This is a genomic window from Salinisphaera sp. T5B8 (genome assembly GCF_040361255.1).
GTDB lineage: Bacteria > Pseudomonadota > Gammaproteobacteria > Nevskiales > Salinisphaeraceae > Salinisphaera.
This window is the reverse complement of record NZ_APNG01000005.1, coordinates 47,123-62,333: the sequence shown is the minus strand read 5'-3', so window position 1 is coordinate 62,333 and position 15,211 is coordinate 47,123. Positions and strand designations below refer to the sequence as shown.

Here is a 15,211-nt window from a genome sequence, read left to right as displayed (position 1 = left end):
ATGATTCCGACGTGGCGAACGATACGTCGATGCCCGATTCGCAAGCCGCGCCGCCGGATCAGTCGGGTCTCGAAATCCGCGATCTGAGCATCACCTTTGGTGGGCATACCGCGGTTAACAAGGTGTCCTGCGCCTTTCATGCTGGCACGCTGACATCAATCGTCGGCCCGAACGGCGCGGGCAAGACCACCCTGTTCAATCTCATTTCCGGCCAGCTCACGGCTACGTCGGGCAGCGTCAGATTGTTCGACGAAGACATCACCGCACTCGGCGCGCCCGCGCGTGCCGACAAGGGCCTGGGGCGTGCCTTCCAACTTACCAATTTGTTCCCAGGGCTCAGCGCGCTGGAGAACGTGCGCCTCGCGGTGGCATCGCGCTACCACATCGGCCATATCTTCTGGCAGATGGCCGCCGGCCGACGTGACATCAGCGACCGCGCTGTCGCCTATCTCGAGCAGGTCAACCTCGGCAAACGCGCCGACACGCCGGTAGCCAACCTGCCCCACGGCGACCAGCGCAAGCTGGAAGTGGCCCTGCTGCTCGCGCTCGAACCAGAGGTATTCATGTTCGACGAACCGACCGCCGGCATGAGCGTCGACGAAGTCCCGGTCATTCTCGACCTGATCGCCGATATCAAGAAGCGCCAGAACAAGATCATCCTTCTGGTCGAACACAAGATGGACGTGGTCCGTTCGTTATCGGATCGCATTGTGGTGCTGCATAACGGCGAACTGGTCGCCGCCGGCGAACCCGCACAGGTAATCGCCTCGCCCGTGGTCCAGCAGGTCTATCTCGGCGCCAGCCCCGAGCAATCTGCCGCCGGGAGTCATGCCTGATGAGCGACGCGTTGCTTTCATTAACGCAGGTCCGCGCGGATATCGACCAATACCATATCCTGCACGGGGTCGACCTCGTCGTGCCCAAAGGCGAACTGACCATGCTGCTCGGGCGCAACGGCGCCGGCAAGAGCACGACGCTGCGCACGATCATGGGGCTGACCACCGTCACCGCCGGGGATATCCGCTTTCAGGGCCAACCGATCACGGGCCAGAGCACACCGCGTATCGTGCGCCGTGGTATCGCCTTCGTACCGGAAAACATGGGCATCTTCAGCCTGCTCACGGTTCGCGAGAACATGATTCTCGCCGCGATCGGCGGGGCCATGGACCCGGCTCGGCTGGAATGGATCGTCGATCTGTTTCCGCCGCTGAAGAAATTCTGGGACAAACCGGCCGGCAATCTGTCCGGCGGGCAGAAACAGATGCTCGCTATCGCCCGCGCCATTATCGAGCCGCGGGAACTGTTGCTGATCGATGAACCCACCAAGGGGCTTGCGCCGGCCATCATCGACGACCTCGCCGATGCCTTCGAACAGCTCAAGCGTCAGCAGGTCACCATCCTGCTGGTCGAACAGAACTTCAACTTCTCGCGCCGGCTCGGCCAGTCCGCCGCCGTCATGAACGACGGCCGCGTGGTCTGGTCCGGCGCGATGGCCGAACTCGCCCACAACGACGAGCTGCAGCACCAGTTGTTAGGGCTGGGTATGGGCGAACATCAATGAAGACAGGAGCCTAGGCATGGCGGCTGACGACGTGCGTATCGATGAACCGGCCGGGCGCGTAGGCCCCATGGCGCGCTTTCATGCCTTTCGACGCGACAAGCCCCATATTTTCATCCTGCTCGCCATGATGCTCGGGGCACTGGCGTTGATGGAGCCGCGCATATGGGTGGTACTCACGATAAGCGGGCTGGCCATGGGCGCGATGGTGTTTCTCATGGCCTCCGGCATGACGCTGACCTTCGGCTTGATGAACGTGCTCAATCTGGCCCACGGCGCCTTCATTTCACTGGGTGCATTCGCCGGTGCGAGCGTACTGCTCTGGCTCAGCACGCAGGCCAGTCAGCCCTCGTTGTGGATGAACCTCATCGCCATTCTGCCGGCATTCGGCTTCGCGCTGGTCGTCGCCGGCCTGCTCGGACTGCTGTTCGAGCGGCTGATCATTCGCCCGGTCTATGGCGACCATCTGAAACAGATACTGGTCACCGTCGGCGGCTCGATCATCATCATGGAGCTGATTCAGGTCGTCTGGGGCCCGAACGAACTACCGGTCCCCCGCCCTGACGCGCTCAAGGGGGCGGTATTCCTGCCGGAATGGCTACCGGTGGCGGGCGGCATCGCACTGGAGAAATATCGCCTGATCGCGGTCGTGCTCGGACTGGCCATCTACGGGTTATTGATCTGGATTATCGAGCGTACGCGCGTGGGCATTCTCATTCGTGCCGGCGTCGAGAGCCGCGAAATGGTCGAGATCCAGGGCTATCGCATTCGGCTGCTGTTTCTTGGCGTATTCATCGCCGGCTCTGCGCTGGCCGGCCTCGGCGGCGCCATGTGGGCGATGTATCGGGAAATCATCACCGCGCATATGGGCGACGAGCTGATGATCTCCGTGATCGTGGTCATCATTCTCGGCGGGCTGGGTTCGATCAAGGGCTGTTTCTACGGCTCGGTGCTCGTCGGGCTGATCAACCTCTATGTCGGCTACCTCGAACCCCGCCTGGCCGCGGTCGCGACGGTCGCGTTGATGGTCGCCGTGCTGATGTGGCGCCCGCAGGGGCTGATCCCGGTCATCAAACTTTAGAGGAGCCGCCGTTTTGAACCGCTTGCTTTCCGGCGACTACCCACGCAGCCGGCTTCTGACCACGGCGCTGGTCCTGATTCTTCTGTGCCTGGCGCTGGGGCCGTTCCTGTTCGACGGCATTCGCACGTTTTCCATGCTCGGCATGATGTGCGTATTCATTATCGTCGTCGCATCCTACGATCTGATGCTCGGCTATACCCATATCGTATCGTTCGCACATACGATGTTCTTCGGCATCGGCGCCTACGGAATCGCGATCGCCAGCGATCATTACGGCAGCGGCTACGGCACCCTGCTCATCGGCATCGGCGGCGCGCTGGTCGCGAGTTTGCTGCTGTCGCTGTTGCTCGGCCTGCTGTCGCTACGCGTGAAGGCCATTTTCTTCGCGCTCGTCACGCTTGCCGTGGCCTTCGCGTTCCTGAGCCTGGTGACCCAGCTTTACAACGTGACCGGCGGTGAAGACGGGTTGGCCGTACGCAGCCCGCGCGAACTGGGGCCGGCGTTTCGCCCATTCGACTTCAAGCTGCCCGGCTTCAATATCTTCGGTTTTATCGGTAGCGCGCTCTCCAGCCCCGGCGAGACCGGCCAGGCTTTCGAGGAGGCGCTTTTCAGCGTGCGCTTGAGTGGGCGACATCTGACTTACTACATCGCCTTCGCAACCATGATCGCGGTCTTCATTTTCCTGCTGCGGATGGTCAATTCGCCGTTCGGGCGCGTACTGCAGGCCATTCGCGAAAACGAATTCCGAGCCCAGGCGCTTGGCTATCGCACCGTGCTGTATCGAACCGCCGTGGTCGTCGTATCCGCCCTGCTGGCCACCGTGGCCGGGGTGTTATTCGCGTTGCTCAATCGGTACGTGAACCCCGAAAACACGCTTAACTTCGAACTGATGATCTTCATTCTGTTGATGTGCGTGATCGGCGGCATGGGCACGCTTTACGGGGCAATCATCGGCACCGTGCTCTTTCTGCTGGCCCAGAACTATCTGCAGGATCTGCTCAAGCAGCTCGACGCACTCGTTCCCGCCGATACGCTGCTCGCCGAACTGATCAATCCCGATCGCTGGCTGCTCTGGTTCGGCCTGCTGTTCATCCTGAGCGTTTATTTCTTCCCCTCGGGCATCGTCGGCCAATTGCGAATCTGGTCCGCGAAGCGCGCAAAACGCCGGAACTGACAACCGGCAGCGAGAGCGTACGCACAAAACGCCGTATCGACCGGGCGCTTTGCCCCAGCGCCCGATCGATACGCGTTCTCCCTGAACTCTAATACGTCAGAACTTGACCACGATGCGCCCGTCCACACGCCCGTGCTCGAGATCCTCGAAAATGGTGTTGATGTCTTCCAGGCGTTTTTCGTGCACGTGGGTCTTGACCTTGCCTTCGGCAGCAAAGGCGAGTGCTTCGCTCAGATCCTTGCGGCTACCCACGATCGAGCCGCGCAGGGTGATGCGTTTGAGCACGACATCGAAGATCGGCGTGGGGAATTCGCCGGGCGGCAGGCCCACCATGGCGATCGTGCCCTTGCGCCGCACCATGTGCAGGGCCTGCGAGAACGCCGGTGGCGAAACCGCGGTCACCAGCATGCCGTGCGCGCCGCCGCCAGTCGCGGTCATGACCTGATCGACCGCGTCTTCATCGCGCGCGTTGATTGCTACATCGGCGCCCAGTTCACGCGCCAGCGCCAGCTTGTCCTCACCCACATCGAGGGCGACCACCTTGAAACCCATCGCCTTGGCATATTGCACGGCGACATGCCCCAATCCGCCGATACCGGAAATGGCCACCCATTCGCCGGGCCTGGCATCGGTTTCCTTGAGGCCTTTATAGGTGGTCACGCCGGCACACAGAATCGGGGCGATCTGGACATAGTCGGCGCCGTCGGGCAGCCGGCCGACATAGTCGGCATGGCCGATGGCGTATTCGGCAAAGCTGCCGTTGACGCTATAGCCACTGTCGTTTTGCTGTTCGCAGAGTGTTTCCCAGCCGGTGATGCAGTATTCACAGGCACCACAGGCATCGTGCAGCCAGGCGATACCGACCGAATCCCCTTCCTTGAGATGGCTGACGCCTTCACCGACCTCAACCACCACGCCGGCGCCTTCGTGGCCGGGAATCAGCGGCAGGTTGGGCTTGACCGGCCAGTCGCCGTTGGCCGCATGCAGATCGGTGTGACACACGCCGGTCGCCTTGATCTGCACGAGCACTTCGTTGCGCCCGGGCGTGGGGATATCCACTTCTTCGATCGTCAACGGCTCGCCAAAGCGATGCACGACGGCCGCTTTCATCTTCTTGGCCATGATTGCGCCTTTCGGGTTCAAACCATTACCCGAATCTAGCGCCGCACGCCGTGCACGGGTTGATCCAGATCAACCCGTGGGTCAATCGGGGCGCGCCATAGTCATGACAATCAGTTCGCGCGACCCAATCGATCGGCGATCAGCGATCGGCCGACGGCGCGGACAGCCTCCATTTCAGCTCAGGAGCGACGTCATGGACGAAAAGGTCGACCCCCGCACACTCGAACAGCAAAACCTGCGCCAGCGCTACGATAATTTCATCGGCGGCGAATGGCGCGCCCCGAACAAGGGCCGCTACTTCACCAACAAAAGCCCGATCGACGAAAGCGTGCTCTGCGAAGTCGCCCAATCCGATGCTACCGATGTCGAACGCGCACTCGATGCCGCACACGGCGCACGCGCGGCCTGGGCACGGACATCGCCGGCCGAACGCGCCGACGTGCTCTACAAGATCGCCCAGCGCATCGACGACAATCTGGAGCTGCTCGCACGCGTGGAAACCCGCGACAACGGCAAGCCCATTCGTGAAACGCTCAATGCCGACATCCCGCTGGCGGCCGATCATTTCCGGTATTTCGCCGGCTGTATTCGGGCCGAGGAAGGGTCGATCGGTGAGATCGACCACGACACTGTGGCCTATCATTTTCGCGAACCGCTGGGTGTGGTCGGCCAGATCATCCCCTGGAACTTCCCGTTGCTCATGGGCGCCTGGAAACTCGCACCGGCCCTGGCGGCCGGCAACTGTGTGGTGATTAAACCGGCTTCGAATACGCCGATGAGCATGGCCGTACTCATGGACCTGGTCGGCGACCTGCTACCGCCCGGCGTGCTCAATGTGGTCTTCGGCCCCGGCGGCGAGGTGGGCAATGCCCTGGCTTCCAGCCCGCGTATCGCCAAGATCGCATTCACCGGCGAAACCACCACCGGCCGGCGCATCCTGCATGCCGCGGCCGACAACCTCATTCCACAGACCATGGAGCTGGGCGGCAAATCGCCGAACATCTTCTTCGCCGACGTGATGGACGCCGACGACGACTTCCTGGACAAGGCCCTGGAAGGCCTGGCGCTGTTCGCCTTCAACAAGGGCGAAGTCTGTACCTGCCCCTCGCGTGCGCTGGTTCAGGAATCGATCTTTGATGCGTTCATGGAGCGCGCGGTCGAGCGCGTGGCCAATATCCGTGTGGGCGACCCGCTGGACCCGCAGACCCAGATGGGCCCGCAGTGCTCGAGCAGTCAGTACCAGAAGATTCTCGAATACATCGACATCGGCAACAACGAAGGCGCGAACTGCCTGACCGGCGGCGAACGCGCACAGCTCGACGGCAATCTCGCCAACGGCTACTTCCTGCGCCCGACCGTATTCTCCGGCAACAACAAGATGCGTGTCTTCCAGGAAGAGATCTTCGGCCCGGTACTGTCGGTGACCACGTTCAAGGACATCGACGAGGCCATCGAAATCGGCAATGACACGCCCTATGGCCTGGGGGCCGGCGTCTGGTCGCGCAGTGTGCACAATACCTATCGCGTGGGCCGCGCCATTCAGGCCGGGCGCGTATGGACGAACTGCTATCACCAGTATCCGGCCCATGCCGCCTTTGGTGGCTACAAGGAATCCGGCTTCGGCCGTGAGACCCACAAGATGATTCTGGATCACTATCAACAGACCAAGAATCTTCTGGTGAGCTATTCCACCAAGGCTCAGGGTCTGTTCTAGGAATTCGGGCGGACGATCGAGCGCACGCCCTTGGCGCGCGCTCGGTCGCACCGCTTTCCGCATCAAGACCGCCGCTTCGACCCGCCCCGGCTGCCCGCCGGCCAGGCATACGCTAGACTGGCGCGCCTTTCGTAATCCGGCGCTGGTCGCCCGTTCGCCCATGTTTGGTCTGTTCGAACGCCTGGTCGCACCCTTTCCCGACGAGGCGCGCACGCCACCGCGCGACAGTCTGCTGCGCTATATCGCCTTCTATGCGAAGCCGGTGTGGCCGTTGCTGGTGGCCATGGCCGTGCTGACCACGGCCATTTCGGTGATCGAAGTCTCGCTGTTCGCCTTTCTCGGGCATATCGTCGACTGGTTTGCCAACTCGCCGCGCGAGACATTCGTGGCCGACAACGCCCTGGCGCTGACCGGCATGGCGCTGGTCATACTCGTGGTTCTGCCGCTGCTGGTGTTCGTGGAAGGGCTGGTAACGTTTCAGGCGTTATCCGGCAATTTTCCGATGCGTTTTCGTTGGACGGTCCACCGCTGGCTGCTCGGCCAGTCGCTGACCTTCTTTCAGGACGAGTTCGCCGGGCGCATCGCCACCAAGCTCATGCAGACCGCACTCGCCGTGCGCGAAACGGTGATGAAGTTCCTGGACGTGATGCTCTACGTGGCGGTGTATTTCACCGGCATCGTGGTGCTGGTCGCCGGTGCGGACTGGCGCCTGGCGATACCGTTCGTGTTCTGGCTGGCGGGTTATATCGCCCTGCTGCGCTATTTCGTGCCCCGCCTGGGCCGGGTGGCCGAGCGTCAGGCCGATGCGCGCGCGGCAATGACCGGGCGCGTGGTCGATGCCTATACCAATATCGCCACGGTCAAGCTGTTCGCCCATACCGAGCGCGAAGGCGACTACGCCCGCCAGAGCATGCAGACGTTTCTGAGCACGGTCTATGCGCAGATGCGCAAGATCAACGGCTTCTATGCCAGCCTGTATCTGCTCAACTCGCTGCTGTTGATTGCGGTGGCCGCCCTCGGTATCGGGCTGTGGCAATCGGCGGCGATCAGCGCTGGCGCGGTCGCGGCCGCGCTGGGTCTGGTGCTGCGTATCAATGGTATGGCGCAGTGGATCATGTGGGAGGTGTCGCAGCTGTTCGAGAATATCGGCACCCTGCGCGACGGCATGGCGACATTCTCGAAAAGCCGGGCCCTGGTGGATGCGCCCGAGGCCAAACCGCTGGTGGTGCACGACGGTGCGATCGCGTTCAACGATATCGGCTTTCACTACGGCCGTGGTTCTGGGGTGATCGAGCATTTTTCGCTTGCCGTCGCGCCTGGCGAAAAGATCGGTCTGGTCGGGCGTTCCGGCGCCGGCAAGTCCACGCTGTTGTCGTTGCTGCTGCGCTTTCACGATGTGGAATCCGGCCGTATCACTATCGACGGCCAGAACATCGCCGACGTGACTCAGGCTTCGCTGCGCGCGAATATCGGCATGGTCACCCAGGACACGGCCCTGCTGCACCGTTCGGTGGGCGACAACGTGCGTTATGGCCGGCCCGAGGCCAGCGATACGCAAGTCGAGGCCGCGCTGATTGCCGCCCAGGCACGCGATTTCATCGACGATCTGGTGGATGCCCAGGGCCGGCGCGGCTTGGAAGCAATGGTGGGCGAACGCGGCGTGAAGCTCTCCGGCGGCCAGCGTCAACGCATCGCCCTGGCCCGCGTCATGCTCAAGAACGCGCCGATTCTGTTGCTCGACGAGGCCACCTCGGCGCTGGATTCCGAAGTCGAGGCGGCCATTACCGGCAACCTGCATCGTCTGATGGAAAACAAGACCGTCATCGCGATCGCGCATCGTTTGTCCACCATCGCCGAACTCGACCGGCTGATCGTGCTCGACGAGGGCGCGATCGTGGAGGCCGGCACGCATGCCGAGCTGCTGGCCGCGGGCGGGCTGTATGCGCGTCTGTGGCAGATGCAATCCGGCGGCTTTCTCGCCGAACAGGTCACACCCGAAAATCGCACGCATACGGCGTAATGCGATCGTTCGCATCGAAGGCCGCACTGGCCTATCCGCTGCTCGTTGCCACCACGCTGGCCTGGGGGCTGAACGCGGTGGCCGGAAAATTCGCGGTCGGCCATATCAGCCCGTTGCTGCTCACCCATTTGCGTTGGGGGCTGGCCGGTCTGGCTGCCCTGCCGTTCGCCTGGCCGCATCTCAAACAGGACTGGCCGGTGATTCGCAGCCATATGCCGCTGCTTTTCGCCTACGGCGCGATCGGTTTTACCGGTTTCAACGCCGCCCTCTACAGCGCACTCAATCATACGAGCGCGATCAACGTGGTCATCGAACAGGCCGGCATGCCGGGCGTGATCTTCGCGCTCAATTTTCTGGTGCTGCGCGAAACCATTACCGCCCGACAGTTGCTGGGTTTCGTGATTACCGTGGCCGGGGTGGCGCTGATCGTATCGGGCGGCCAGTTGTCGCGTTTACTCGCGCTGGATCTCAATCGCGGCGATGCGCTCATGCTGGTCGCGATCACCTGCTATGGCGGCTATACCGCCGCCCTGCGCATCAAACCGCCCATGCACTGGCTGAGCTTCATCGCCGTGATTTCGGCCACCGCCTGGCTCGGTTCGTTGCCCTTCGCGGGCTGGGAATACGCCCGCGGCACGATCATCTGGCCGGATGCAGTCGGTTTGGCGGTGGTCGCATTCGCCGCCCTGGTGCCGGGCCTGATCGCCCAGACCGCCTTCATTCGCGGCAACGAGCTCATCGGCGGCAACCGCGCCGGCGTCTTTCTGAATCTGGTGCCCATTTTCGGGACGTTGCTATCGGTGGTTCTGCTCGGCGAAAGCCTGCACCTGTTCCATGTGGTGGCACTGAGCCTGGTACTCGGCGGCATTACTCTGGCCGAACGCGCCGGGCGTTCTTATTAACGCGGCAGGCTGGCCCGACACATGATCCCGGCTGCGACCGATTGTCGCAGACATACCGATACGTCGGGCCAGCCGCTATCATGGCGGGCTGGCGCCCGAATCCATGCCCGAGGCCCGCTCGCCGCAGCGCCCGGCACAGGGCAACACTGCCCATGCAGACTGTGTTCAAACTCACGCCCCTGCGTCTGCTCACCTGGCTGTACTGGCTGCGCTGGGCCGCGATCGCCTGCGTACTGCTGGCCGTGGCCGCCGCGCCCGCGCTGGCAACAATCAGCCTCGATAGCCGTGCGCTGATCGCCGTCACCGCGGTCGTCGCCGGGGTTAATCTGCTTATTGGCTGGAGCCTGCGCCGCACGCGCCCGGCCACCGAAGCCGAACTGCTGGCCCATCTGCTATTCGACGTGGCCGCACTCACTGCCTGGCTTGTCTGTACCGGCGGCTCGGCCAGCGCCTTCGTTTCCCTCTATCTGTTGCCGATCGCGATCGCGGCGACCACCCTGCCGCGCCGGCGTGCCTGGCTGGTCGCGGTCCTCGCGGCCAGTGCCTATACCGTATTACTGCTGCGTTTTTTCTACGCCCAGCCGATGGCCCATCACGGCGATTTCGCCCTGCATGTGCTGGGTATGTGGGCGAGCTTCGTCGTCAGCGCGGCATTGCTGGTAATCTTCATCGGCCGTATGGCCACGGCCGTACGCCAGCGGGATCGCGCCCTGGCCGACGCACGCGAACAGATGCTGCGCAACGAACAGATCACGGCCATCGGCGCGCTCGCCGCAGGCGCGGCGCATGAACTGGGCACGCCGCTGTCGACCATGGCCGTGATCGTGTCCGAACTGCGCGACACCCAGGCTGCGGATACATCACTGCAAGCCGATCTGGCGACGCTCGACCAGCAACTGGCGCTGTGTCGTCATCAAATCGGCCAGCTGCTGGGCGTGGCCGAGCCCGCCGAAGACGCATCCCGGCCCGTCGCCGTCACCGGCGCGCTGGAAAATATCGTTGCACGCTGGCGACTCATGCGCCCGGATATGCAAGCGCCGCTATCGATCAGCCCCGACCTCGACTCGGCCAGGCTCGCCGACGAGCCCGCCTTCGGCCAGGCGCTGACCAATCTGCTTAACAACGCCGCCGACGCATCGCAGGCCAACGCCAGCGATCGGGTCGACATCGCGGCCGGACGCGATGCCGATCGGCTGGAGGTGGTTATCGACGATCAGGGCACCGGTATTGCCGATACGGATACCGCCCGCGCCGGCCGGCTGCGTTTTTCCAGCAAACACGATGGCCGTGGCCTGGGGTTGATCGTGTCGCATGTCAGCCTCGAACGTCTGGGCGGCGAAATCAGCCTCAGGCGCCGGCCCGAAGGCGGCACGCGTACCCGACTTCTCCTGCCGCTTGCGTCGATATGAAATCGAACACCGACACAACGCCCATGCGCGTACTCATCGTCGACGACGATCATGTATTCGCCGCCACACTGGCACGCGCCCTTGGCCGCCGCGCAATCGAAACCGCGATTGCCCATGACGGCGACAGCGCGCTGGCCCGGGCCACGCAATGGCAACCCAGCCATGCCCTGCTCGATCTGAACCTGGGCAGCGATACCTCCGGACTGGCGCTGATCGAGCCACTGCGCGAACGCGTGGGCGATTTGAAAATCATCGTGCTGACCGGCTATGCCAGTATCGCCACCACGGTGACCGCCATGCAGCGCGGCGCGGCCGGCTATCTGGCCAAACCGGTGGATGCGCCGGCCGTGCTCGCCGCATTGGCCGGCGAGGCCGACGACCGCCCCGAGCACGATCCCGGCGAGCGCATGTCACTCAAGCGTCTCGAGTGGGAACATATCCAGCGCGTACTCGCCGAGCACGAGGGCAATATCTCGGAAGCCGCCCGTGCGCTGGGTCTGCATCGGCGGACCCTGCAGCGCAAGCTCGACAAGAAGCCGGTGCGGTACTAGCTCGGCACGGGCGCGCCGCGCCGCAGCATCTGAAACAAGCGGTCCCCGATCAGGACCGCAATCAGGCTGGCCCCGGCGAGCGGGAACAGCACGGCCATGGCGATCATGATCACGCCCAGATAACGCAACCGGATCGGTGCGCGCCGCGGCGGCGCACCCAGGCCGCCGGCCGGGCGACGACGCCACCACATCACGAAACCGGTACTCACGAGGATGACGATCGCCAGGCAGGTGGCGAGCATGACGAGCTGGTTGGCCAGTCCGAAGTAATTCCCCATATGCAGGGCAACGCCCAGTTCGATGGCCTTGCCCGCCACGCCGTAATCGCTAAACGTGATATCGCCCAGCACCGCCCCCCTGTAGCGGTCGATGAATAACGTGCGCTGCCCCTGTGGGCGATCGGGATACGTCTGCGCCTTGTACACGCCGGTGGCACCGGCGGGCAGCATGAGCCAGTAGTCCTCGGCCAGGCCCTGTTCGGCAAGGATCCGACGAACGCGATCCACGCCAATATCGGGCGCGGGCAGCGGGCGTTCATCGCGTGGCATGGCACCGCCGTGGTGTTCATGCCCGCCCGACGACATCGGCGCGGTCACGTTTTCCAGCACCCAGGGCGTGCCGCGGCCGCGTTCGGCCGGGGTGGTTCGCGGTGCCTCGGCCGCCGACGTCGGCGGCGTGCGGGCGCCGGCATACCCCAGGCCCAGGGCTTCGACGGCGGGCGTGAACAGCTGACCGCCCCAGATACCGGCCCAGGGCAAGCCAGTGAAGATCAGAAACAGAATCAGCGCCGCCGCATAGATTCCCGTAATCGCATGCAGATCGCGCCAGAAACGCCGGCCGCGCGCCGCCAGACGTGGATACCACACGCCCGCCCGGCCGCGGCGTCGTGGCCACCACAAATACAGGCCGGTCACGATCAGAATCGCCGCCCAGCAGGCCGCCAGTTCGACGAGCGCATCCCCCACCCAGCCGAGCATGAGCGACCCATGCACCGTATCGGCAATGCCCACGAGCGTGCGTTCATAGACGAACGAACCCAGCACCGCGGCCGTGGCCGGATCCACGAATACGCGCCGCGGCGCGCCCTGCGCCGGGGTCAGGAACAGCATCGCACTGCGACCGAGGGCGGTCGGCATATTGATTCGCGTGACGGTAGCGCCCGGAAAGGCCTGTTCGGCGCTGGCGACCCATTGGCTGGCGGGCATCGTCGGGCCGCTGCCGTCGACGAACATCAGATCCGGATAGATCGCATCGTTGAGCTCGGTATTGAACAGATAGATCGCGCCTGTCACGGCCAGGATCAGCAGAAACGGCGCCACCACCAGGCCGGCATAGAAATGCCAGCGCCAAACGGTCGCATACCAGCGCCCAACCGGGCGTACTTTCGATACGCGCGCCGTCGCCTCTGGCTGATCGGTTACGCTCAAAACGCGCCCGTCCAGGCCAGCTCCACGCTGCGCGGCGCACCGATATAGATCTGGCTCGCACTGTAACCCGACCACTCGCCATAGAATTCATCGGTGAGATTGCGCCCGCGCAGGGTCAGCGTGCCGTCTGCGCCGAAGGTATCGAGCGGCATGCTCACCCAGGCCCCGAACACCGTATGCCCGTCGACCCGAATGGTATTGGCCGTATCGGTATGGAAATCGCCTGCGTGCTGCACATCCGCGCCCACGGTGAATGGCAGTTGCGCGAGTGTGTAATAGCTGGACAGATTGGCCACGTGCTCCGGCACGTTCACTGGCGTGTTGCCGGACAGATTGCGTCCGCTGCCATCGAAAAGCCGGGCGTATTCGGCATCCAGCACGGCGAGATTGGCATCCAGCTGCCAGCGCTCGGTCAGGACCAGACCCAGATCCAGTTCCACGCCGCGCGATTGCAGGCTGCCACCCTGCACCGTCTGCTGCGGGTTGTTGGGGTCCTGGGTGAGGATATCGTTCTGCTTGATCTGGTAGAGCGATGTGGTCAGCGTGGCGCGGTCGCCCCAGAAGCGATTACGCAGGCCGATTTCGATGGCATCGCCCTCCGACAGATCGAACTCCGCGCGCGCGGTGTTCGACAGCAGCAGGCTGCCAACGGGCGCGACCGCATGGTTGAACTGGGCATAGAGCTGATCGCGGTCGCTGAGTTCATATACCGCCCCCACACGCCAGGACACCGGATCGAACGAACGGCCGAAGGTCGTGCGCGTATCGGCGGCCAGGTCGTCGATACGCCGATCCAGATCGATATGTTCGTAGCGCACGCCGGCCACGAAGATGAATTCGTCGGTGAGGTTGAGCGCGTTCTCGGCGAATACGCCGACCGTATCGACCTGACTGTCGTAGTTCACGCGGGTGGCGAAGTTGGCCGCGCTATCGCCCGGCACATGGCCACGATCCGGGTCGGCGACAGTCACCGACGTCGCGCTGCCGAAACGCCGCGGGGTGGTGAAATTGCTGTGTTTGTATTCGCCACCGACGGCGAAGCGATTGCGATGGCCGGCCAGTTCTCCGTCGAAGTGGGTATAGGCGCGTTCGCTGACGAAATCCTGATCGTGGGCGATCCGTCCGGTCGAGCGATCCAGCAGCCCGGTCGCCGGATTGAAGGTATAGCTGTCGGTTTCCACCCAGTTGCGATCGGCCGTGTAATAGGCCAGTTCGTTGATGAATTCCCACCGATCATTAAGCGTGTAGGCCGCGCGTGTGCGCAGCCAGTGGCTGTCCGATTCCATCACGGAATTGCGCGGGTTGTAGTTGGTATCGCGCTCGGCTTTGTCGAGCACGAGATCGCCCGGCGCGCTGACGATATCGGCGGGATCGCGGGCCACTGCACGGCCTACCAGCGGCGCGCCGTAGTACGACGCCGCATAGTGGTCACGAAAGTAGTCATAAGAAGCAGACAGCGACAGCCGGTCGGTTGCCTGGAACAGCACGCCGGTGGTGAGCTGGGTCGTGCGCGAGTCGTTGTCGTCGATGAAACCCTCCGAGCGGCGATGCGACAGATCCGCGCGCACCGCAACCCGATCCGAGAGCACGCGATTGCCGCCGATGCCGGCACGCAGCGTATCGAAACTGCCCACACTCGCCATCGCTTCGGCGCTGTTGGCCTCGAGCGTGGGTTTCTTGGTGACCAGATTCACTGTGCCGGCCAGGCCGCCGTCGCCGTGCAACACCGAGGCCGGGCCCTTGAGAATCTCGATACGCTCGAAGTTGAAGGTATCGAAATCGCGCACCACCAGTTCCGAATCGGCCGCGCGCATGCCATCGAACAGGTAGTTCACATTGCCGCGCGGCAAACCGCGCATCGACAACGATGCGGGCGAACCCGGGATATTGCCGCCGGTCACGCCCGGCAAGGTGCGCGCGGCTTCGGTAAACGTGGCCAGTCCGCGGCGCTGCATGGTGTCGCTTGTGAGCGTATCGACCGTGGCCGGGGATTCCTCGGCGCTGAGATTCAGGCGATTGCTGACTTCGGTTTCGCCGGCAATGGCTGGCACCAGGGCACTGTCTTCGATGGTCAACGGCGCGAGCGTCTCGCCTGCCGCATTATCGGGCTGGGCCAGACTCGGCGCTGCACTGAAAGACAAAGCCACAAGAAAACCCACACGCGGCCACGCCGCGGCAATACGAATCCGCATGAATCATTCCCCTGAGCAAGCGACGGCAAGCTTAGGGGCGGCCCGGGCAATTGCCCATGAG

At 63.6% G+C, this 15,211-nt stretch carries 12 protein-coding genes; 9 read left to right on the top strand and 3 right to left on the bottom strand.

Annotation, left to right across the window (positions count from 1 at the left end):
* Window positions 1-29: 29 nt before the first annotated feature.
* From T5B8_RS05965 to T5B8_RS05950, 4 genes are read left to right on the top strand one after another with little or no spacing between them, the layout of a single operon-like run.
* Complete coding sequence (locus T5B8_RS05965; RefSeq protein ID WP_353177072.1) at window positions 30-836, top strand: ABC transporter ATP-binding protein; 807 nt, start codon at window positions 30-32, stop codon at window positions 834-836.
* Window positions 836-1,561 carry an ABC transporter ATP-binding protein gene (locus T5B8_RS05960; RefSeq protein WP_353177071.1) on the top strand — a complete coding sequence of 242 codons (726 nt, stop codon included), beginning with the start codon at window positions 836-838 and terminating at the stop codon, window positions 1,559-1,561. The genes T5B8_RS05965 and T5B8_RS05960 overlap by 1 nt, the downstream gene beginning before the upstream one ends.
* A 16-nt stretch (window positions 1,562-1,577) precedes the next feature.
* On the top strand, window positions 1,578-2,639 hold the full coding sequence (locus T5B8_RS05955) for a branched-chain amino acid ABC transporter permease (RefSeq protein ID WP_353177070.1): 1,062 nt from the start codon (window positions 1,578-1,580) through the stop codon (window positions 2,637-2,639).
* A 13-nt stretch (window positions 2,640-2,652) separates the two neighbouring features.
* A complete protein-coding gene (locus T5B8_RS05950; protein WP_353177068.1) occupies window positions 2,653-3,813 on the top strand; it encodes a branched-chain amino acid ABC transporter permease in 1,161 nt (386 codons plus the stop codon).
* Window positions 3,814-3,909: 96 nt separating this feature from the next.
* On the opposite strand, the gene adhP is transcribed toward T5B8_RS05950, so the two are convergent.
* A complete protein-coding gene (adhP, locus tag T5B8_RS05945; RefSeq protein WP_353177066.1) occupies window positions 3,910-4,935 on the bottom strand; it encodes an alcohol dehydrogenase AdhP in 1,026 nt (341 codons plus the stop codon).
* A 193-nt stretch (window positions 4,936-5,128) separates the two neighbouring features.
* On the opposite strand from adhP, the gene T5B8_RS05940 reads away from it, so the two are divergent.
* The 5 genes from T5B8_RS05940 to T5B8_RS05920 all read left to right on the top strand — a co-directional run bounded on the left by T5B8_RS05940 (window position 5,129) and on the right by T5B8_RS05920 (window position 11,531).
* Window positions 5,129-6,649 carry an aldehyde dehydrogenase family protein gene (locus tag T5B8_RS05940; protein ID WP_353177064.1) on the top strand — a complete coding sequence of 507 codons (1,521 nt, stop codon included), beginning with the start codon at window positions 5,129-5,131 and terminating at the stop codon, window positions 6,647-6,649.
* A gap of 160 nt (window positions 6,650-6,809) precedes the next feature.
* Complete coding sequence (locus T5B8_RS05935) at window positions 6,810-8,669, top strand: ABC transporter ATP-binding protein (RefSeq protein ID WP_353177062.1); 1,860 nt, start codon at window positions 6,810-6,812, stop codon at window positions 8,667-8,669.
* The gene (locus T5B8_RS05930) at window positions 8,669-9,571 is read left to right on the top strand and encodes a DMT family transporter (RefSeq protein ID WP_353177060.1); all 903 of its coding nucleotides are present in this window, start codon (window positions 8,669-8,671) and stop codon (window positions 9,569-9,571) included. Before T5B8_RS05935 ends, T5B8_RS05930 begins: the two co-directional genes overlap by 1 nt.
* A gap of 152 nt (window positions 9,572-9,723) precedes the next feature.
* Window positions 9,724-10,980: an ATP-binding protein gene (locus tag T5B8_RS05925; RefSeq protein WP_353177058.1), complete on the top strand. Its 1,257-nt coding sequence runs from the start codon at window positions 9,724-9,726 to the stop codon at window positions 10,978-10,980.
* Window positions 10,977-11,531 (top strand): response regulator transcription factor, encoded by a 555-nt coding sequence (locus T5B8_RS05920; protein ID WP_353177057.1) that lies wholly within the window; start codon window positions 10,977-10,979, stop codon window positions 11,529-11,531. The genes T5B8_RS05925 and T5B8_RS05920 overlap by 4 nt, the downstream gene beginning before the upstream one ends.
* Here T5B8_RS05920 and T5B8_RS05915 read toward each other — a convergent pair.
* Window positions 11,528-12,958, bottom strand: a complete 1,431-nt coding sequence (locus T5B8_RS05915; protein WP_353177055.1) for a PepSY-associated TM helix domain-containing protein — start codon at window positions 12,956-12,958, stop codon at window positions 11,528-11,530. The two genes, T5B8_RS05920 and T5B8_RS05915, sit on opposite strands and share 4 nt — an antisense overlap.
* Window positions 12,955-15,150, bottom strand: coding sequence for a TonB-dependent receptor (locus T5B8_RS05910; RefSeq protein WP_353177053.1), 2,196 nt, complete (start codon window positions 15,148-15,150; stop codon window positions 12,955-12,957). The genes T5B8_RS05915 and T5B8_RS05910 overlap by 4 nt, the downstream gene beginning before the upstream one ends.
* Window positions 15,151-15,211 lie beyond the last annotated feature (61 nt).